The organism is Latilactobacillus fragifolii (assembly GCF_905332535.1).
GTDB lineage: Bacteria > Bacillota > Bacilli > Lactobacillales > Lactobacillaceae > Latilactobacillus > Latilactobacillus fragifolii.
Genome location: NZ_CAJOCF010000001.1, coordinates 493,160 through 514,840 on the forward strand (window position 1 = coordinate 493,160; position 21,681 = coordinate 514,840).

Consider the following 21,681-nt stretch of genomic DNA (forward strand, 5'->3'; position numbering starts at 1 on the left):
CCTATAAATCAGACTTAAGGCGGAGAGTTCGTGCTGGCAACCGGAGACTTGTTGCAAATTAGCCAAAAAAAGAGACTAAGACAACGTCTGTCTTAGCCCCATTCTTAGGCATTATGGTGATCACTTGTTTGTGTGATTTGATTAATTTTAGCGTGTAATTCATGAACTTCAGCTTCCTTGTCCGCTAACGCCTTATCAAATGCTTTTTGCTGCTTCAATTTTTCCGCTTCAACTGCTGCTTTAATTTGAGCAGCTTGGTTATCGCGTAATTCGGTAATTTCTTTTGTCATTTCCTTTTGCGTTTTCCGTTGACTCAACGTGCTGCCAGTTGCTGCCAAAAAGGTAATGATGGCGCCAATCAATAATGATACCAAAATTACGATAATCAATGGCCACTTAACATGCGTAAACCCAAAGTTAATGGCCACTGGTTCAACATTTAATACGGCAAAAATCACGACAATTAATGCTAACACCAATACTGTGATTAATCGACCTTGTTTTTTCATAAAACTGCCCCCTACTTCTTATTCAATAAGTTACCAGCAACATAGTCCCCAATGTGTGGTGCCAGTTGATAAAACTGAGCACCAATTGCCATCAACCATGGTGCGTTAATTTCACGTTTTGCATGGCCAATCGCTTTCACAATCCGGTAAGCGAGTTGATCAGGATCCAAAACAACCCAATCAACCGATTTCAAATAATTACCAGTCTTATCCGCGATATCAAAGAAAGCTGTATCAATCGGCCCCGGATTAACGGTGGTTACTTGAACACCAAATGGTTTCAATTCTAAGCGTAAGCCATTCGAATAGCCAACTACCGCGAACTTAGTTGCCGAGTAGATGGCCGACTTAGGTGTCGCCATCTTGCCGGCCATGGAGGCAATGTTAATGATGTGCCCGCCGCCTTGTTCAATCATCATCCGGCCAAAAGCACGCGTCATGTACATCAAGCCTAGTACATTGACCCGAAACATTTGCTCAACAACTGTCATCGCTGTATCAAATGCATTTTCAAAGCGCCCAAAACCAGCAGCATTAACTAACACATCAGGAATTCCGACTTCATTTTGGACCTTAGCCACAACCGTTTCAATTGCTGTTGGATCACTCACGTCAAGGACATAGGCATAAGCAGGCTGCCCTGAAAGGCGGTGTGCTTCTTCACGGACCGCTGCTAATTCAGCTTCACGACGGGCTAAAACAACAATAATCGCCCCTTTGCTAGCGGCTTCATAGGCAATTGCTCGGCCTAAGCCAGACGAGCCCCCAGTAATCACCACAATTTTACGGTTTAAATCGCGCAATGCTGCTAATTTAGTCATTTGTTTACTCCTTTCGACCATGGAATGGAATGTCATAGGTATCTAAATCACTAACCACTTTTGTATTTTTAAAAATAGTACGGGCATCATTTTGTAAATCTCGTACCGCTTGTCCAAGATACCGAGCAGAAATATGTGTCAATAACAACCGCTTCACATGCGCAGCTTTTGCGACTTTCGCTGCATTAATATTGGTTGAATGGAAGTACTGCCGGGCAATCTTTTGTTCTTGTTTACCAAAGGTTCCTTCATGCACTAAGACATCTGCATTGGCGGCCAACCGGGCAATTGGTGGACATTGCCGGGTATCCCCAATAATGGTAACAATCCGGCCTTTTTGAGCATGTCCAATGTAATCTTTGCCATCAATTTGACGGCCATCCGCCAGTGTGACCACTTCGCCTTTTTTAATCTTGGCATATATTGGGCCTGCAGGAACACCATCTGCCTGCAATTTCTCAACTTGCAGTTCACCCGGATGATCCTTTTCAACAATCCGGAAACCATAACTGGCAATCCGGTGATCCAATTTGGCACATTCAACTCGGAAAGTCGCGTCATCAACCAAAACACCTTCTTCAGGTAGCACCACAAAATTTAACGGATACGTTAAATGACTCTCTGAGATTTTCAAGCTTGTCCGCACGTATTCTTCAGTCCCCTTAGGACCGTAAATCGTAAGTGGTTCATCACCACCTTGGAAAGAGCGACTTGATAAAAAACCTGGTAGGCCAAATAAATGGTCGCCATGTAAGTGGGTCAGGAAGATTTTTTTAACTTTGCGCGGTTTTAATGTCGTTTTTAAAATTTGATGTTGGGTTGCTTCACCAACGTCAAACAGCCACACTTCATTTCTTTCATCCAATAATTTCAACGCGACACTCGTCACGTTACGTTGTCGTGCTGGGACGCCAGCACCTGTTCCTAAAAATTCTAATTCCATTTAGCTCTTCCAATCTGTCTTTAATTCAACGCTTTATTTTGCCGCGAGGGCTTTGGTGACAATGGCGGCATATTCGTTTACCCCAGTTGGGTTCGGATGCACCTTATCTTGGTAGAACCAGTCGCCATGTTTGGCCGCTTGTGAATACCAATCAATCACCGTTAAGTTTGGATACTGTTTAGTTGCATTATTAAGCGTCTGATTAACATCATTTTGCCAAGGTCGCGTTGGGACAAATGCGTTGAGCCAGTAGACTTTCCGCTTTGGCCCAATGGCTGCCATAAATTGCGCCATTTGCTCTTGCGTAAAGGCCCCGTTTGTTCCTAAGCTAACCAACACCGTATCGCTAAGGGCTTGTTTTTGATCATAATCTTTGACAATTTGAATACTTTGATAAAGTTGGCGCCCAACAGCCGCGTCAACTAGCATATTAGGGAACAATTTCTGTAAAGCTTGACTCCCATCGAGTAAAACCGAATCACCAATCGCAGTCACCGAGATATTCTGGGCCCGTTGAATCGTGACTTGACTCAAGCCGTATTTTTCAAACTCTTGGTTGATTGGATGCTTTTGGGCAGCCGCCTCGGCCGCTTCTTCAGCTTTTGAAGATGATACGTTTGTTTGTCTAGCCTTATTTTTGGCTTTTGCTTTTTTAAGCAATGCATCCTTGCGCTTTTGATTCGCTTTTTGATTCTGCTTAATATTGACCGCCAATGCCGACTTATGCGTGTCTGGAGCCGGTTGGAAGGGGGCTTGAAATACGCCGACTAATCCAATTAAAAAGACAATTGCTAGTCCGCTCATTCGCGCGACTACTCGGTTCCAATGCGGATGTTGCGTAAATTGTTTCAACTGGTGCCATAGCTGGTTGTAGTGATACTGTGCCAGCGGCTGTTCAATAAAGCGGTAAGATAACTCGGTTAATCCAAAGATAATCACCACTTCAATGACTGGATACAATACCGGATGATCCGCCACATTCTTGAAGAGTCCTTCAAAAAAAATCATAACTGGAAATTGGTATAAATAAATGCCATAACTCCGTTTACCTAACCAGTTAAAGACTGGATTGGTCAATAGTCGATTCCAATCAGCACCTGGATGGGCGACAACTGCGACTAAAACACAGACTAAGGCACTAAACAGAAAGAGGCCACCACGGTATACAAGACCACTTTCGGCGTTCAATTTAACCATTAACCAAATTAAACTAAGTACGCTCACTAACCCCATCCCATCGAGGACGAGGCGCTGTTTAAGCACAATCTTTTGCTTAAGCGCTGTTGATGGCCAGACAAACGCCATCGCTGCGCCTAGTAAAATTGAAAAGACTCGTGTATCAGTACCATAATACAAACGACTAGGATCCGCATTGGGCTGATACAATATTGCCATCCAAATTGCTGAAATAATGCTGACTGCTAATAATATCTGGGCAATGCGATTTTTATTCTTAACACCAATAATCAAGGCCACAACAATAAAGGGCCAAATTAGATAGAACTGACCTTCAATCGATAGCGTCCACAAATGGGTGAACGGTGATTCATTGTTGGCAAAACGGTCAAAATATGACTGTCCATGTCCAATTTGCCACCAGTTATAAACGTATAAAATGTTCGTGATGATGATCTGATTGAGTTGGTGCAACATTTCTCGCTGAAACAGCGTAATATACGCTCCCGTTGCAAACAGCATCGTTATCAGGCCTGGGTACAATCGTTTCACCCGACGTAAGTAGAAACTTTTTAAATTAATCCATTGATTTTGTTCCCACTCTTGAACCAATAAATCGGTGATCAGATATCCCGAAACCACCATGAAAATCGGCACTCCTAAATAACCACCAGTAAAAGTATATGGCATTAGATGGTATAAAATAACCCCGATTACGCCGATTGCGCGTAAACCATCAAAACCAGTGATGTATCGACTATTCTTTAAACGCTTCTTACCCGCCATTTTTTCAACCTACTCTACATTCTAATAATTGCTATTATAACAATATTTTAGTGATGTGCCTACATTAAGCCCCGTTATTTTATGCATTCCATAGAAAAAGGAAGCATCCAAAAATGAATGTCTTCCTTTCTTGACGTGCTTATTATTCAACAAATTCAAACGTAAAGTTATCAATTGCCACTAAATCGCCATCATGGGCGCCACTTTCACGTAGGGCGTCGTCAATCCCCATTGAACGTAATTGCCGCGCAAAACGCATAACACCATCTTGATGATCCAAATTACTCATCTTGAAGAGTTTTTCAACCTTGTCACCAGACACAATAAACGTGCCGTATTCATCTTGTTCAATATTGAAAGCAGGTGCTTCTGGTTGATATTGATAAAGTTTTTGTGTTTGAACTTCTTCGACGTCGCCCATTGGGAATTCGGTCGTTTCAGCTAATAAGTCAGCTGTCTTATTCATCAATGGTTGAACCCCTTGATGCGTAATACTTGAAATTTCGAAAATCTCATGTGAATCGCCGGCAGCTGCTAATTTTTGTTTAAACTCGGCTAATAATTCAGCAGAACCCGGTAAATCCATCTTAGTTGCCACGATGACTTGTGGCCGTTCTAAGATTTTGGGATCGTAGGTTTCTAATTCATGATTAATTTGTTGATAATCTTCAAATGGGTCACGACCGGTTTGATTATCCATTTCGACTAAATGCAAGACAACCCGCGTTCGTTCAACGTGCCGCAAGAATTGAATCCCTAACCCAACACCATCTGAAGCCCCCTCGATTAACCCAGGTAAATCGGCTAAGACAAAGTCGCGCCCATCATCGAGTTGAACCATCCCAAGATTAGGCACCAACGTTGTAAATTGGTAACTAGCAATCTTGGGTTTAGCACTTGTGACCACAGACAATAATGTCGATTTTCCAACAGATGGGAAACCAACTAATCCAACATCAGCAAGCACTTTTAATTCAAGTTGAATACTGCGTTCTTCACCAGGTTCACCGTTTTCGGCGACTTCTGGGGCACTATTGCGGGCGTTAGCGAAATGCATGTTGCCACGGCCACCGCGCCCGCCCTTAGCGACTACTAATTGTTGGCCATCTTTAGTTAAATCACCGAGTAATTCATTGGTTTGGGCATCGCGGACCGTTGTGCCAGGAGGGACTTGGACAAATGTATCTTCGGCACCACGGCCGTACATTTGCTTATTCTGACCATTTCCACCGCTGTTGGCTTTAAAGTGGTGACGGTAACGGAAGTCCATCAATGTTCGTAAACCTTCGTCTACAACCAAAATGACACTTCCGCCCCGACCACCATCGCCACCGGCTGGTCCGCCAAGTGGCACAAACTTTTCACGCCGAAATGCAACTGCACCATCGCCGCCTTTACCAGCTTTCACATCAATTTTGACTTGATCTACAAACATATTTTGACTCCTTCTCATCGTTAAACAGTACCTTATATACTACCGAAAAAAAGACTAAAAGTAAACAGATAACTGGCTAAACACCGAATTGGCTTTGCTGTACGTCAAAAAGCGTACGCATCAAGTAAACCTGAGCAGTACGCTTTTTCATTTATTAATGGCTGACGGGCACCAATTTGAATTGGCTCCATGGTTTCAAGTAATCTAATAAGCATAATTCAGTTGGTGCGATATGCCCGACAACGTTGACCCGACCGTCATTGGGCATCGCTTGGAGCGCAATTTGCGTTTCCCCTTTATATTGACCGTAACCCACATTATCAATTAGGATATCACCACGTTTGATAGCAACTGAGTTGTGCGCTGGAAACGGGAGCTCTTTGTAGATAACACGCGTCATTGTGGACCGTAAAAGATATTCGGAGCGATCACCACGATAACTGTGCAAACTTTCAAAAAGTACTTTGCGTTCGTCAGGCGTAATATCATCAACGACTTCAATCGCTACTTCTGGGAATTCGGCATTAAAGACGTGCTGCATCGTCTTTAATTCTGCTTCAGAAGCATAAGCATTACCAACAATAAGGTCATCAACATTATCCATTAAGACGTAATGTTTCATCTGGGTCGCTATTGGCAAATCACGATCAACTTCCAACGTTGGTAGCCCGTCTTGAGTTGGCCATGGTCCAAAAGTCGCTTCATGTGAGTTGACAAACGCTGCTGTATTAAGATGGTACTGCGCAAACTGGGCCGTACATTGCTTGAAGAAGCCCTCACCTAAACCTGAATAGCGATGTGGGTAGAAGTTATGACAGCCGAATAAATTTTCTCGTTTTGGTGAGTAACTCATAATATTATCGACGTAACTGGTCCCTTGACTCATATTAATTTCAATTTTTAAATCATATGGATTACGTGTCATTTGCGCTTCTTCTTGACCGGTAAAACCATTATCGAGTCGAATGCCCCAAGCACCGAGTTCATGGAAGAAACTTAAATTATCATATGAGATGCCAAGTTGCTGGAACAACCCCGGGTTAATGTCAATCATCACTTGCATTCCTAATTGGTTGGCATGGGCCACGACGCGCTTAAAATTACCGAACACTGCTTCTTGATCGCCAGAAACTTCCAATAAAGAAGTAAAAACTCGCTGAAAGCCATATTGATGTGCCAAATCTAAATATGCCGCATCCTTTTCAAAAGTTGATCGCTCTGGATAAATTGAAACGCCTAATTTCCCCATGAATAGTACCTCCTAGTCAGTGGCTATACCGCCCTGTCATCTATTAGTCTAGCATACCTTAATTAATTTTGAAAACACTTACACTAGTTTTGAACTGGTCTATTTCTAGCATGATTTGTAATTTACTTGCTAATGGACCAATCTTTTTTTCGGTCTATCCCAACGTTTTGGTGGTTTTTGAACGTTTTTGCAATATTTTGATTGCTTTCGTATGGAAACGATGTCATAATGATGCTACGGAGGTTTTGTCATGTTAACAGAGGAACGTCACCAAGCCATATTAAAACTTTTAAAACAGCAAGACGTCGTTAAAATGCAAACTTTGTGCCAGTTACTAAACGCTTCTGAATCAACTGTCCGTCGTGACTTACAATTGCTCGAAGAACAAGGACTTGCCACTCGGATTCACGGTGGTGCTAAGCGCATCAATACGTTACAAGAAGAACTTGGCCAGATTGAAAAAAATAGCAAGAACGTTCACGAAAAAAACGCGATTGCCAAATTTACCGCAGCCCACATTCAACAAGGTTGCGTTATTTACTTAGATGCTGGCACAACAACGCAAGCCATTATCCCCTACTTGAAACCCGAAATGAATTTGACGGTTGTCACCAACGGGGTTGACACAGCCTCGCTTTTAGCAGACCACCAGATACAAACTTTCCTACTCGGTGGCCGGGTTAAGAGTAAAACCAAGGCAATGATTGGCGCTGCTGCTTTAGAAACACTTTTGCAATTCCAATTCAACCAAGCAATCCTTGGTACAAATGGTATTGATGTTGAAGCTGGGCTAACAACCCCTGATCCAGAAGAAGCCACCCTAAAGCGATTTGCGATTCAACAAGCGAGCCAAACAATGGTTTTGGCGGACCATACAAAGTTCGACGCTGTTTCATTCAGTAAGTTTGCGCCATTGGGACAAGTGCAATTGATTACTGATCAATTACCGCCATCTGTTTACAAACATTATCATTCACACACAGAAATCCAGGAGGTTTTATCTTGATTTATACGATTACGGCGAATCCATCAATCGATTACGTCATTCAACTTGAAAAATTAAATACCGGCAACGTTAACCGCGTTCAATCTGACGTTAAACTGCCAGGTGGCAAAGGAATCAACGTTTCACGCATCCTTGCTGAATTAGCGTTACCAAGTGTTGCATTGGGCTTTGTCGGTGGCTTTACTGGTCAATTCATTCAAAGCAAACTCAATAATGCTGCCATCGATTGTCGCTTTACCGAAGTCGAAGAAGACACTCGGATTAACGTTAAATTAAAAGACAATACTGAAGAAACTGAAATTAACGGCCAAGGCCCACACATTTCAGCTGCTGCCGTTGACCACTTGAAACAACAGCTATCTAAGCTAGAAGCCGGCGACATTGTCTTTATGTCAGGGAGCTTGCCACCTAATTTACCTGCTAGTTTCTATAAAGATTTAATTCCATTGATTCAAGCCCACAACGCTGAATTTGTCATTGATACGACTGGTCAAGCTTTATTAGACACATTGGCTGAAAAACCGCTAGTCATCAAACCAAACCATCACGAATTAGCAGAACTATTCGACACACATTTTGCCAATCAAAGTGAAATCATTACCGCTGGTCGCAAATTACTAGACCAAGGCGCCCAACACGTTTTGGTCTCAATGGCCGGTGATGGTGCTCTCTTAATCACCCAAGATCATGCTTACCTCGGTGGTACCCCAAAAGGCACAGTCATTAATTCCGTTGGCTCTGGCGATTCAATGATTGCCGGCTTTGTCGGAACATTCGCGCAACATCACGATGCACTAGCGGCCTTCAAAACAAGTCTTGCTTGTGGCAGTGCGACGGCCTTTTCAGAAGATTTAGCCACTAGCGCTAAGATTAACGAACTCTTACCCCAAATTGAAATCACACAAGTTGATTAATTTTAAATACAAAGGAGATTTATTATGAACATCCAAGATTTACTCTTAAAAGATGCGATGATCATGGATTTACAAGCAACGACTAAAGAAGCTGCTGTTGATGAAATGGTTGCACGTTATAAAGACATCGGCGTTGTCACAGATGATGCCCTCTATCGTAAAGATATTTTGGCCCGAGAAGCACAATCTTCAACTGGGATCGGTGAAGGGATTGCGATGCCCCATGCAAAAGACAGTGCTGTCCAACGCGCAACTGTTCTATTCGCTAAGAGCCAAAACGGTGTTGAATACGACGCCTTAGATGGCCAACCCGTTTACTTGTTCTTCATGATTGCTGCGCCAGAAGGGGCCAATGATACCCATTTACAAGCCTTAGCGGGACTTTCATCCCTTTTAATCAATCCACAGTTAGTCGCTGATTTGAAACAAGCCCAAACACCTGAAGACGTGCAAACTCTTTTTGCTAATGCACAAGCGGCTAAAGATGCCGAAGATGCTAAGGAAGAAGCTCAAGAAGCCGCTAAAACCAATGCTGCAACACCCACACCTACTGACGAACAAAAACCATTCATCGTTGCTGTCACAGCTTGTCCAACAGGGATTGCTCACACTTATATGGCTGAAGCTGCTTTGAAAGAAACAGCCGCTAAAATGGGCATCGACATCAAAGTTGAAACAAACGGTTCTGAAGGGGTTAAACATCAATTGACTGCCGATGATATTAAGCGTGCAACGGGGGTCATTATCGCTGCCGACAAGAAAGTCGATATGCCTCGTTTTGACGGTAAACATCTCTTGAACCGCCCCGTTATCGACGGTATCAAGAAACCAGCTGAACTCATCCAAAAAACATTGGCCGAAGAAGGGGCAATTTATCACGCAACTGAAAGCCAATCGAGTGAAGAAGCCTCAGCGGATAAGAAAACCCTTTGGAGTCGGATCTACCAAGATTTAATGAATGGTGTTTCAAACATGTTACCATTCGTTGTTGGTGGTGGGATTTTAATGGCCATCTCATTCCTTTTGGAACAAACCGTTGGCGCACATTCCACAACTTTCATTTTCTTGAACTCATTAGGGAATAATGCCTTTAACTTCTTAATTCCAGTGCTTGCTGCGTATATTGCAATTTCAATCGGTGATCGACCGGCTTTAATGCCCGGATTTGTCGGAGGCTATATGGCTAGTCAAGCAACAGCAAGTGTCCTAGCTTCAAAGAGTCCAGCCGGATTCCTTGGTGGTTTAGCCGCTGGGTTTATTGCTGGTTGGGTCATCGTTGGTTTGAAAAAAGTTTTCAAGAACTTACCACAAACCCTTGATGGTTTAAAACCTATCTTAATTTTCCCTGTCCTAGGGCTATTGATTGTCGGTTTTATTATGTACTTCATGATTAACCCCGTCTTTGCTCAAATTAACCTCTGGTTGAGTACTTTCCTCACCCACTTAGGTGCCGGTAACGCCTTATTACTTGGTGCCATTTTAGGAGGAATGATGTCCGTTGATATGGGTGGTCCTTTCAACAAAGCGGCTTATACCTTCGCAATCGGCGTCTTCACAACGACTAAAGATGGTTCACTGATGGCTGCTGTAATGGCTGGTGGGATGGTTCCACCATTGGCAATCGCAGTTGCTGCTACTATTTTCAAAAATAAATTTACCGGTAGTGAACGGAAACAAGCCTTTGCAAACTATGTATTAGGTATTTCATTCATTACTGAAGGGGCTATTCCATTTGCTGCCGCAGATCCATTACACGTGATTGTTTCAAGTGTGATCGGTTCAGCAATCGGTGGTGGTTTAACACAATTATGGCAAATCACTGTTCCTGCCCCCCATGGTGGCATTTTCGTGGCCCCACTTGCCAACCATGGTTTACTCTTCATCCTTGCCGTTTTGATTGGGACATTTGTCAGTGCCTTCATTTTAGGTCTCTGGCGTCCCGCTGCTAAAGAAGCCTAATAAAAAATCCCAAGTCCAATGGACTTGGGATTTTTTTATGGCCGAATTAAGCTAACCCCCTTCAGTCTAACTCCCACTAGCAGTTTTTAGTCAGCTTTGAAACTGGTATTATGGTGTTGCTTCCATTCGTTGATATAATTCAAGCGTTGTTTCATACGGGACTCATTGCCTTGCTCCGTTGGCCGGTAATAGATATGTTCGGCAATGCTTTCAGGTCGCGTTGGCATCGTTGTCAACTTATCATCATAAAAATGTGCGAGTTGATAGCCTTTACCGTAGCCAACTTCCTTCATCAATTTAGTAGCTGCATTGCGCAAGTGTAAAGGTACTGGTTCATCAATGGTCTTTTTGATATCTTTTTGAACGGCGGTCCGCGCTTTATAAGTTGCATTTGATTTAGGCGCCAGCGCTAGATAAATCACGCATTGCGTCAAATGAACGTCGCATTCCGGTAAGCCAATAGCCTGACAAGCTTGAAAGACATTCATTGCCAAATTCAATGCATTGTTATCCGCTAAACCAATATCCTCACTTGCAAAACGGACAAGCCGCCGAGCGATATAAATCGGATCTTCACCACCGTCAATCATCCGCCCCAACCAATAAATTGCTGAGTCGACGTCACTATTGCGCATCGACTTATGCAATGCCGAAATAATATTATAGTGTTCCTCACCGTCTTTATCATAATAAGCGGTTTTCTTATTCAGTAGTTCCCCTAGTAGGTCGCTGTTAACGGTCACTTGATGGTCTTGCACATCACTATTAATGACTAACATTTCTAAAATATTCAATGCCGTCCGCGCATCACCATTCGAAAAAACCGCAACTTGTTTCAACAGCGCATCACTGATATGAACGGTTAAATCCGGAAAGGCTTGTGGTACCTTCAAGACACGTTGCAGTAATTCAATAATATCGGCTTCCGTCAATTGCTTTAACACAAAGACCCGCGAGCGTGATAGCAACGCTGAATTGATTTCAAACGACGGATTTTCGGTTGTTGCGCCAATTAAGATAATGCTGCCTTTTTCAACATACGGCAAAAAAGCATCCTGCTGTGCCTTATTAAATCGATGAATTTCATCAATAAAGACAATTGTCCGCGCACCGAGTTGCCGATTTTCTTCAGCCTCATTCATAATCTTGCGAATCTCTTTAATTCCGTTCATTGCGGCACTAAAGGTAATAAATTTCGAGGCCGTTTTACGCGCGATAATCTCCGCTAAGGTCGTCTTACCAACGCCGGGTGGCCCCCAGAAAATCATTGAGGTCACTTGATCTTTATCAATCATTTCCCTTAAAAACTTACCGGGCCCGACTAAATGCTTTTGACCCACAAAACTGTCTAAATCAGTCGGTCGAACACGGTTAGCAAGCGGCGCATTCATCGCCATTTCTTGGTCAAATAAAGAGGTTTGTCCCATTTTCTCACCCCACTTTAGTTGTTGTTAACTGGAACTGCTTAAAATGCGCCCGTAGATAACGTAAGGTTAAACTCTCAACGTCTGAGGCCACGAGGTTAAAAGGCTCACCCATCGCCATCACTTGGCCACCTTGACTGCCACCTTTAGGTCCTAGATCAATTAAATAATCGGCATTCGTCATCAAATCAAGGTCGTGCGTAATCATAATAATTGTTGCACCTTTAGCTTTAAGCTGATTAATAACGCCCACCAAGGTTTCAACGTCACGCGGATGCAGCCCAACGGAAGGTTCATCAAACACAAACAGGGTTTTCGCCCGTTGTTTATTCAAGTGCGTTGCTAGTTTTAAGCGCTGAGCTTCACCGCCGGAAAGACTCGGCGTACTTTCACCAAGATGTAAATAAGCCAAGCCAATTTCCTTAAGAATCTTGAGTTCCTTTTGAATAGCTGGCACATCTGCAAAGACTGGTATTGCGTCTTCCACCGATAAATCCAATAAATCAACAATGCTATAGCCTTGCCACTTGATAGCTTCGATAGCCGGCTTGTATCGTTTGCCATGGCATTCTGGGCAAATTTCTGCCATGTCTGGTAAGTATTGAATATCTAAAATAATGCTGCCTAAACCACCGCAATTCGGACAAGCGCCTGCTTTATTGTTATAAGAAAAATGAGCAATGCCGTAATGATGGGCTTGTGATTCGGGTAGACTAGCAAATAATTTACGGAGATTGGTCATAATGTTGGTATAAGTCGCTAACGTTGAACGCGCATTTTTACCAACCGGCTTAGCATCAATGCTGACAACTGAAGTTAGCGTAGTCGTCAACTCTGTAACCTGTTCGGGAAGTTGGTCATGCTGCTGGTGTGCTTGAATTGCGGGCACTAAACTGTCTAGAATCAAACTCGTTTTACCGGCTCCTGAAAATCCAGAAACCGCCGTAATTTGGTTATCGGGAATTTCGATAGTCACATCATGCAAGTTAAAATACGGCCCAACCGTCATGGTTGTCTGCGTACTGGCCACTTGAGTCGTTACTTTAGGATACAAAATAGACGCCTGTCCGGCAATGTACGGTCCAATCAATGAATGCGGATCATGGACTAAATCTGCTGGTTTCCCTTGGGCAATCACTTGGCCACCTTTGCGGCCGGCTTCTGGTCCAATTTCAATAACCCAATCAGCTTGACTGATAATATTCACTTCATGATCAACAACCACTAACGAATTACCTTGCGCCACTAACTGCCGGAAAATATGAATTAATCCTTCCACGTTATCGGGATGCAGGCCAATTGATGGTTCATCTAAAACGTACAACACGCCAGTTGTCGCTGTTCGCAACGTCCGTGCCAATTGAATTCGTTGTAATTCACCAGTCGATAATGTATTCCCATTGCGTGATAACGTCAGGTAATCCAATCCCAATTCGCGTAAAGGTTGTAGCGTTTCTAATAAGTTCTTAAATAAGATCGTCGCCATTTGCTGCATCTCATCCGGGAGGTCAGCTTTAGTAGCATTCACCCAATCTTCTAATGCCCCTAACGTCAAATTGGAAACTTCTGCAATGTTTTGCCCGCCAACTATTTGGGTAAGTAATTCCGGATTTAACCGTGTCCCATGACACGTTGGGCAGGTTGAAAAATGAAAGAAGGAATTGACTTTAGCCATTGCGCGCTCACTTTTAACCGACTTTAGCGATTCATAGACTGCATCGTAAGCATTTTCATAAAGGGTATTCTCTGTACTAAAAACACGCCCAGTTGAAGTATGGAAATCAACCGCGTACTTCGCGCGTTTACCATGCAAGACGATTTCTTTTTCCTTAGCCGTCAAATCTTTGTAAGGAACATCAATGCGCACCCCGATATGAGCTGCGACCGTTGGCATGAAATTACGACCAGGCAAGCGCCATGAGGCAATCGCCCCGTCTTCAATACTGAGATTTTCATCTGCAATGATTTTACGCTCATCTAGCGTTTGGATTTGCCCGGTCCCATGACATTCTGGGCAAGCACCAGCCGAATTAAAGGCAAAATCTTCGGCTGATTTAGCCATAAACTGAACTTGACATGTGGGACACGTAATCAGCCCCATCTTATCACCCGCTAAGTCCATGACTTGGGCAATTTTTAGGCTCGGTTGAATCGTATGCCCATTTGGACAACGCGTCGTCCCTAGCCGTGAAAAAATCAGCCGTACTACATTAAAAAGCTCACTCATCGATCCGACCGTCGAACGTTCGGATGGCACACTGGGCCTTTGCCGGAGGGCAATGGCTGACGGAATATGCCGCACTTCCTGAACTTGTGAGCGTTTATTTTGCGTAATCCGCCGCCGCGTGTAAGTCGATAACGCCTCTAAATAGCGCCGGGAACCTTCCGCATATAAAATCCCCATAGCAAGTGAACTTTTCCCTGAACCCGACGGTCCTGAAATCGCCACAAATTGATTTAAAGGAATATCGACGTTAATATTTTGCAAGTTATTAACATTGCCACCTCGCACTTCAATCTGAGTTGGTTGCTTAGTTACCATGATTGACTCACTCCTTTTTTGACTGCCGATTAAAAGCGGCCGCCTCTGCTTCTAAATTCGCTAAAATTCGTTCTAAATAGCCATCAACGGCTGCCACTTCAGCATCCGAAAACCCTTTGTAAAAAACGGCGCTCAATCGCCGACTAACATCATCGCCGACCTGTTGCTGACTGGCTCCCAAACGCGTTAAATCAAAGACCCGTTTGCGCTTATCGATTGGCGAATGTTCACTAATTAATAGCCCTTGTTCTTCTAACCGTCGTAACATCAACGATAAACTACTATTTGCCAATCCCGTCACTTGGGCTAATTCTGTCGCAGTTTGCGGATGATGATCCCATAATGCTGACAAGATTTTCCCTTGTTCAGCATTATAGCGTGCGCGTGGGTCAGCCGTTAAGTAACGATTAAAAAGTCGGGTGTTTAATAAGCGAATCTTCAACGTTAAATAACCACCCTTTTTAGTTTTCATCCCATCCACTCCTCCATGGTCTTGATAGCAGCCTTAATTATATATTACTATATAAAAACAATTTTAGCGATAAAAAAACACCATGGTGACCCACGATGTTTCTAAAGGAGCTGTTGCAGATGCTCTGCCTGGACACTCCGAACTTCTTCAACCACTACCAATGCCTGCTGGTCAATCGTCGAAATCACTGGGACTAACGCCGCGAGTTGTTTGGCCGTACAAATCACATACAGCATCGGTCGCTCATTTTGACGATAGTACCCTTGGGCTTTAATAATCGTGATCCCTTGGTGGAACTGCGACGAGAGGGTCGCAGCAATTGATGCATACTGATCTGAAATAATCGTCACTGCGCGTTTTGCTCCAAATTTAGCGAGTAATTTATTTAAAACAACAGCTGATAAATACAGTTCAATAATTGTTAAAAGCATATTTTGAAAGCCAATAATCAAGCCCGACGGAAGCGCAACAATTAAATCGAAAAAAAGCATTGCGGAACCATTTTGAACCCCTAAATACCGGTTGGCAATCTTCGCTAGAATCGTACTACCGGCGATTGTTCCCTGGCAATGCATGATAATCGCCATCGCAATCCCCATTAATACGCCACCAATCATCGTTGGAATCAGCGTCTGTGTCGTATGATAATCGATAAAATGTGGGAGCCGTAAGAATACTGAAATCCAAAGCACTGCCCATACCGAATACCAGATGGTCTGCTTCTCCAAATATTTAAACCCGACAATCACTAACAAGCCGTTCAAGACTAAGTTCGTAACAGCTGGCGGAATCGCCAACGCATAGTAGCCAATTGCCGTCAAGCCGGTTACACCACCTTCACCGATATGGTGGGGAATCAAGAAATCATTAATCGCCACAGCATATATAAAGGCCCCAATCATCATTCCAAGCCCATTTTTTAACAGGGAATTTTTCTGCATCTCACTCACATCCTCATTCAAACTAACACAAGCGTACCATATTCCGCCATACAGATAAAAGGGGGGGACCACTTAAAAAACGTTAGGCCAACTAGTAGTTAGACTAACGTTTTTGCGGAAATATCGAGTGAAATGTACTTCAAACACACAATTAAAGTGATAATTTAATCGTCTGTGCCACAGCCTTCGCTATCCCGAGTGCCTCCAGGTCTTCAACTGAGGCTTCTTTGATATGCTTCATCGAACCGAAATTCTTCAAAAGTTTCGTCCGCGTCTTAGGACCAACGCCCTTAATATCATCGAGCTTAGAACTTAAGGAATTCTTACCGCGTAATTGTCGATGAAAACTGATGGCAAAACGATGGACTTCATCTTGAATCCGCGTCAATAAGTAAAAGCCTTGGCTCTTCGGATCCAACTGAATGGTTTGCTCAACTTCGCCATATAATAGCGCGGCCGTTTTATGGTGCTTATCCTTGACCATCCCCGCCACTGGAATTGACAGGCCTAATTCGTTCTCTAAGACGTCTTTAGCCGCATTAAGCTCCACAATCCCACCATCCATTAAAATTAAATCAGGCAACGGCTTCCCCTCTTTGAGCAACCGCGAATATCGGCGAAAGATGACTTCGCGCGTATTGGCATCTTCATTGGCCCCTGCACGGTCTGGCGTTTGCGTTAACTTATACTTGCGGTAAAGTTTCTTCTCGGCACGACCATCAACAAACGTGACCATTGCTGAGACTGGATCAGTCCCTTGGATATGCGAATGATCAAATGCTTCAATCACGTGTCCATGTGGTAACCCAAGCGCATCCATAATCTCATCCTGAGCGCCAATGGTCTTACGATTATCGAGTTCCAATAAACGAAACTTTTCTTCCAATACGAGCCGGCTATTTTTTTGGGCCATTTCCATCAGTGCTTTTTTCTCACCGCGTTGTGGCGTTCGAATTGGCACATTCAAAATTTCGGCGAGGACTTTCTTTTCAACCCCCTCTGGAACTAAAATCTCACGTGGCAGCACATTATTTTTGCGGTTGTACCATTGTAAAATAAAGGTCGCTAATTCTTCTTCAGGCGTGCTAACACATGGGAACAGCCGCTTTTCACGACGAATCAGCCGGGCTTGGCGGATAAAGAAGATTTGAATCGACAACCATCCTTTATCCAAATAAAAGGCAAATAAATCGCGTGGTGTATTGTCGTTAGAAATAATCTTTTGCTTTTCAACTGTGGCTTCAATGTAGCGCAGTTGATCGCGTAATTCTGCAGCCCGTTCAAACTGCATCTCTTCGGCGGCAGTCGTCATTTTAGCTGTCAGTTCTTTTTTTACCGGGTCAACTTGCCCATTTAAAAAACGTTTAATCTCCTTGATTTGGGCTGTATAGACACTTTCAGGGACTTCTTTAAAACACGCGCCCAAACATTGACCCATATGATAATACAGACATGGCCGTCCTTGGTGCCCCTGACAGCGCCGCAGAGGATAAACCCGTTGTAAAAAGCGCAAGGTTTCTTGAGCGGCGTACACATCTGGATATGGGCCAAAATAAAAGCCACCATCTTTTTTGACATCCCCAGTAATCAGTATCCGGGGATCGCGTTCATTCGTAATCTTAATGTAAGGGTAACCGGTGCCTCGTTTGAGTTTAATATTAAAGTAGGGTTGGTGCTTCTGAATTAAGGTAATTTCCAACAAAAAGGCCTCTTTATTCGTCGAAGTAATAATCGTTTCAAAATCGACAATTTCAGAGACCAGTTTGGCCGTTTTCCCTTCGTGACTACTTTTAAAATAAGAGCGCACGCGGTTTTTAAGATTTTTTGCCTTCCCTACATAGATAATCTTGGCATTGATATCCTTCATGATATAACAGCCGGGTAACGCGGGTAATAGCGCCAATTTATGTTCAATGTGTTCGCTTGCCAAAAACACCACTCCTCTAATTCAAAACAAGTGTTCGTTTTTCTATTTTACGTGTTTTTGGCTAAATTGCAACTATTGTGCTAGAACCTTGGCTAAAAACTGTTGGGTCCGTTCTTCTTGGGGGTGGTCAAAAATTGCTGCCGGGGTCCCTTTTTCGATGATTTGACTGTCTGCCATGAACCAGACTTCATCGGCCACTTCGCGTGCAAACCCCATTTCGTGAGTCACAACAACCATTGTCATCCCTTCGTGGGCCAAATCCTGCATCACCTTGAGCACTTCGCCAACCATTTCTGGATCGAGCGCTGAAGTCGGTTCATCGAACAATAGTACATCAGGGGCCATTGCAAGTGCGCGCGCAATGGCAATCCGTTGTTTTTGCCCACCAGATAGTTGCTCACTATAGGCATCCGCCTTATCAGCTAAGCCAACCCGTTCAAGGAGCGCCTTTGCTTTGGCTGTTGTTTCAGCCGCTGATTCTTTTTTCACTTTTTGCGGTGCTAACGTTAAGTTATCAAGTACCGTTAAATTAGGGAATAAGTTGAAGTTTTGAAAGACCATTCCCATCTTCGTCCGGATTTGATCGAGTTGTTTTTCACTCAGCGTCATCAAATCGGTGCCTTCAAATAAAATTTGTCCGCTCGTTGGATCCTCTAACCGATTCAAACACCGTAATAAGGTACTTTTTCCCCCACCGGAAGGGCCGATAACAACAATGACTTGACCAGCTTGTACTTCACCACTAACCCCATTTAAAACAAGGTTGTCCCCATATTTTTTGACCAATTGATTAATTTTAAGCATGCTGCATCTTCCTTTCCACATGGTTCAAGAGTTTCGAAAGGCTAAAGGTCATTATAAAGTAGATGACCATGGCCACAAAAATCGGTGCGACACCTTTATAAGTTGCTGATTGAACCACTTTCAGTTGATAAATCAAATCGGTGACCCCAATAATCGAAACGATTGAACTTTCCTTGATTAAAGAAATAAATTCATTCCCTAGAGCCGGCCAGATATTCTTCAGCGCTTGTGGTAAAACAATATAGCGCATTGTATCGCGTTGTGATAAGCCCAAACTTCTTGAAGCTTCGGTTTGGCCGGCATCGATTGCATTGATGCCGGAACGGATAATTTCGGCAACATACGCCGCACTATTTAAAGAAACGGCAATTACCCCTGCTACAAGGGCTGGAATATTAATCCATAAGCCAATCCCGAAGTAAACGAACATGATTTGGATCATCAATGGTGTGCCGCGGACAAATTCGATGTACATAACTGCAAGTGCGCGCACTAACTTGTTCTTAGCTAGACGACCAAAGGCCAATAGTCCCCCGATTAAAATCCCAATTGCAATTGAAACGATAGTGATGAATAGCGTGTAGCCAATTCCTTTAGCGAAATATGCCCAATAATGCCACATGCTGGTGTTGTGCGTGTTGATTTTCATCAGTTGCCCCGCATGTTTTAAATATTGGGGAATTAATTTTTGCTTTTTAATTTGTCCAATACTTTTATTAGCGACTGCGACCAAGGTTGGCGAATCCTTTGGAAAGGCAATTGCTGAGCCTTGCATATCTGCGCCTAAATCAAATTTTCCATCAATTTGAACAAGATCGGGATCATTGCTGGCATATGCGGTGGCGACTGGTTCTTCAGCCACAATCCCATCGATTTTATGACTTTTTAATGCAAGCACGAGATCTGGTACTTTGGCCAAGCCCGTTATTTTAGCATCTTTAATTTGCTTTTTGGCGAGCGTTTGTTGAAAGCTCCCCGTTTGGACGCCGACTTTTTGACCCTTAAAACTATTTTTGGAGTGGTAAATCTTTGCATCAGCCTTATTAACTAAAATCGATTGGCCCCCAAGATAATAGACGTTAGAAAAATCAACACTCTTGCTTCGTTCATCGGTCGGTGACATCGCAGAAATGACCATATCGACTTTACCAGTTTCCAAACCAACCAGTAGCGCATCAAAGTCCATCGACTTTACCACTAACTTAACGCCTAAATCATCAGCTAGCTTCTGTGCAACTTGAATATCCATACCAACAATCTTATTTTTACCGTTTTTATTCACTAAAAATTCATAAGGTGCATAATCAGGACTCGTCCCCAGAACCAACGTTTTTTTAGCTTGAACCTGACTAACCGACTGCCCAACCGCCAAAACAGGCTGCTGCTGAATCATAAAAAACGTTAATAGTCCCATGAATGGTAAACCAACAAAAGCGAGTAATTTTTTTATCGTCATCTTTTTTCCTCCTATGATTAGGAATATCATACAATTAATTAAATAATTATGCAATATTTATTTATCAATCATGAAACATTGGCGAAATCATTATTATTTGGTATGATAGATGCAAATTAGAAAAGAGGGATTAGGATGGGCTTAAAAGTCACTAACAGAACCGATTTAACTGGTTTATTCGATAAATTTGCATCATTACCAGAAGAACGCCAAAAAGTTGAAACACAAGTTGAAAAAACGGCTGATAAATTAAAAAAAGAAGCTGCCAAACAAAAAGAAAAGAAATAAACGGTTCCGATAACGTCAAAAAGGGCGCTAAGACAAAAGTTGATTTGTCTTAGCGCCCTTTTTTATCGTTTAAACATACTGATCTTCACTGTTAATCATCGCTGGTAGCACCCTTTTTTATTCGGCGTGTCTTTCTGGGTAACGCTGTTTCAATTGTTCGATGTTTTCACGAGCGACTTTATCAAAGTCGAGATTATTCCATTCCGCAATTTGTGATAAGTACCAAAGTACATCACCAATTTTCTTAGACATTATTTGTTCATCTAATTCATGGCCTTGAAACGCATATTTTTTAACGATATCAACTACTTCACCACTTTCACTTGCTAAGCCCAAAGCTAAGTTAGTTAACACTTGTTCATTACCATATAACGTTCGGTTGGCTAACTTTTGATAGTCATTAAATTCCATTATGCTTGTCCCCCTATTGCACATTGCTTTTCAATCCATTCCCAGACCTGCTCTTTGCCCGCCCCAGTAAGGGCACTAAAGCAAACAAATTGATCGACTGGATTAAAATCAAGCGCTTCTTTGATAATCTTTTCTTGGCGATTCCATTTTCCTGTTGAAATCTTATCCATCTTAGTGGCAACCACTAAAACAGGGATATCATAATATTTAGCGAACACGTACATCGCAATATCATCATCAGTTGGTTCATGACGGCCATCAATTAATGAAATAAGCCCTTTTAGATTTGAGCGACTGGTTAAATAAGCCTCAATAATTTGCCCAAACTTTTCCCGTTGTTTCTTTGAAACTTTGGCATACCCATAGCCAGGAACATCGACAAAGTAAAGTTCATTTTCAACCCGATAAAAGTTTAAAGTCTGCGTCTTACCTGGCTTACTAGATGTGCGAGCATAGCTCTTACGGTTGATCAACTTATTGATTAATGACGACTTCCCGACATTTGAACGACCAGATAACGCAATTTCAGGTAATTGATCAGTTGGGTACTGCGAAGCAGCTACCGCACTCATCACCATTTCAACATCATGTACTTCCATAATAACCTCCGATTATTTC

At 42.9% G+C, this 21,681-nt stretch carries 19 protein-coding genes; 4 read left to right on the top strand and 15 right to left on the bottom strand.

What is annotated here, in order from left to right; all coding sequences use genetic code 11:
- Positions 1–104: 104 nt before the first annotated feature.
- From J7Q78_RS02365 to J7Q78_RS02390, 6 genes are all read right to left on the bottom strand, one after another.
- On the bottom strand, positions 105–509 hold the full coding sequence (locus J7Q78_RS02365; RefSeq protein ID WP_154242093.1) for a LapA family protein: 405 nt from the start codon (positions 507–509) through the stop codon (positions 105–107).
- Positions 510–520: 11 nt separating this feature from the next.
- Positions 521–1,330, bottom strand: coding sequence for an SDR family NAD(P)-dependent oxidoreductase (locus J7Q78_RS02370; RefSeq protein WP_154242094.1), 810 nt, complete (start codon positions 1,328–1,330; stop codon positions 521–523).
- Between the two features lie 4 nt (positions 1,331–1,334).
- Positions 1,335–2,273, bottom strand: coding sequence for a ribonuclease Z (gene rnz / locus J7Q78_RS02375; protein ID WP_154242095.1), 939 nt, complete (start codon positions 2,271–2,273; stop codon positions 1,335–1,337).
- A 33-nt stretch (positions 2,274–2,306) separates the two neighbouring features.
- Entirely contained in the window at positions 2,307–4,235 is a 1,929-nt protein-coding gene (locus J7Q78_RS02380) for an acyltransferase family protein (protein WP_154242096.1), read from the bottom strand.
- A gap of 142 nt (positions 4,236–4,377) precedes the next feature.
- Positions 4,378–5,670 carry a GTPase ObgE gene (obgE, locus tag J7Q78_RS02385; RefSeq protein WP_154242097.1) on the bottom strand — a complete coding sequence of 431 codons (1,293 nt, stop codon included), beginning with the start codon at positions 5,668–5,670 and terminating at the stop codon, positions 4,378–4,380.
- A 154-nt stretch (positions 5,671–5,824) separates the two neighbouring features.
- Positions 5,825–6,919, bottom strand: coding sequence for a DUF871 domain-containing protein (locus tag J7Q78_RS02390; RefSeq protein WP_208422345.1), 1,095 nt, complete (start codon positions 6,917–6,919; stop codon positions 5,825–5,827).
- Between the two features lie 250 nt (positions 6,920–7,169).
- On the opposite strand from J7Q78_RS02390, the gene J7Q78_RS02395 reads away from it, so the two are divergent.
- The 3 genes from J7Q78_RS02395 to J7Q78_RS02405 are packed head-to-tail and all read left to right on the top strand — an operon-like array spanning position 7,170 to position 10,798.
- Positions 7,170–7,925: a DeoR/GlpR family DNA-binding transcription regulator gene (locus tag J7Q78_RS02395; RefSeq protein WP_154242099.1), complete on the top strand. Its 756-nt coding sequence runs from the start codon at positions 7,170–7,172 to the stop codon at positions 7,923–7,925.
- Complete coding sequence (pfkB, locus tag J7Q78_RS02400; protein WP_154242100.1) at positions 7,922–8,839, top strand: 1-phosphofructokinase; 918 nt, start codon at positions 7,922–7,924, stop codon at positions 8,837–8,839. The genes J7Q78_RS02395 and pfkB overlap by 4 nt, the downstream gene beginning before the upstream one ends.
- A 24-nt stretch (positions 8,840–8,863) precedes the next feature.
- A complete protein-coding gene (locus tag J7Q78_RS02405) occupies positions 8,864–10,798 on the top strand; it encodes a PTS fructose transporter subunit IIABC (protein ID WP_154242101.1) in 1,935 nt (644 codons plus the stop codon).
- Positions 10,799–10,884: 86 nt separating this feature from the next.
- On the opposite strand, the gene J7Q78_RS02410 is transcribed toward J7Q78_RS02405, so the two are convergent.
- From J7Q78_RS02410 to J7Q78_RS02440, 7 genes are all read right to left on the bottom strand, one after another.
- On the bottom strand, positions 10,885–12,225 hold the full coding sequence (locus tag J7Q78_RS02410; RefSeq protein ID WP_154242102.1) for a replication-associated recombination protein A: 1,341 nt from the start codon (positions 12,223–12,225) through the stop codon (positions 10,885–10,887).
- A 4-nt stretch (positions 12,226–12,229) separates the two neighbouring features.
- Positions 12,230–14,764, bottom strand: a complete 2,535-nt coding sequence (locus tag J7Q78_RS02415) for an AAA family ATPase (RefSeq protein WP_208422346.1) — start codon at positions 14,762–14,764, stop codon at positions 12,230–12,232.
- Positions 14,765–14,771: 7 nt separating this feature from the next.
- A complete protein-coding gene (locus J7Q78_RS02420) occupies positions 14,772–15,236 on the bottom strand; it encodes a MarR family winged helix-turn-helix transcriptional regulator (RefSeq protein WP_154242105.1) in 465 nt (154 codons plus the stop codon).
- A 101-nt stretch (positions 15,237–15,337) separates the two neighbouring features.
- On the bottom strand, positions 15,338–16,177 hold the full coding sequence (locus J7Q78_RS02425) for a YitT family protein (RefSeq protein ID WP_154242106.1): 840 nt from the start codon (positions 16,175–16,177) through the stop codon (positions 15,338–15,340).
- A gap of 151 nt (positions 16,178–16,328) precedes the next feature.
- Positions 16,329–18,107, bottom strand: coding sequence for an excinuclease ABC subunit UvrC (gene uvrC / locus J7Q78_RS02430; RefSeq protein WP_154242107.1), 1,779 nt, complete (start codon positions 18,105–18,107; stop codon positions 16,329–16,331).
- Positions 18,108–18,176: 69 nt separating this feature from the next.
- Entirely contained in the window at positions 18,177–18,908 is a 732-nt protein-coding gene (locus J7Q78_RS02435) for an amino acid ABC transporter ATP-binding protein (RefSeq protein WP_208422347.1), read from the bottom strand.
- The gene (locus J7Q78_RS02440; protein WP_235688034.1) at positions 18,901–20,322 is read right to left on the bottom strand and encodes an ABC transporter substrate-binding protein/permease; all 1,422 of its coding nucleotides are present in this window, start codon (positions 20,320–20,322) and stop codon (positions 18,901–18,903) included. The genes J7Q78_RS02435 and J7Q78_RS02440 overlap by 8 nt, the downstream gene beginning before the upstream one ends.
- A 177-nt stretch (positions 20,323–20,499) precedes the next feature.
- On the opposite strand from J7Q78_RS02440, the gene J7Q78_RS02445 reads away from it, so the two are divergent.
- A complete protein-coding gene (locus J7Q78_RS02445) occupies positions 20,500–20,652 on the top strand; it encodes an SPJ_0845 family protein (protein ID WP_173011539.1) in 153 nt (50 codons plus the stop codon).
- A 117-nt stretch (positions 20,653–20,769) separates the two neighbouring features.
- On the opposite strand, the gene J7Q78_RS02450 is transcribed toward J7Q78_RS02445, so the two are convergent.
- Both J7Q78_RS02450 and yihA read right to left on the bottom strand, forming a co-directional pair.
- A complete protein-coding gene (locus J7Q78_RS02450; RefSeq protein WP_208422349.1) occupies positions 20,770–21,063 on the bottom strand; it encodes a nucleoside triphosphate pyrophosphohydrolase family protein in 294 nt (97 codons plus the stop codon).
- Positions 21,063–21,662, bottom strand: a complete 600-nt coding sequence (gene yihA / locus J7Q78_RS02455; RefSeq protein WP_208422350.1) for a ribosome biogenesis GTP-binding protein YihA/YsxC — start codon at positions 21,660–21,662, stop codon at positions 21,063–21,065. Before yihA ends, J7Q78_RS02450 begins: the two co-directional genes overlap by 1 nt.
- Between the last annotated feature and the right edge of the window lie 19 nt (positions 21,663–21,681).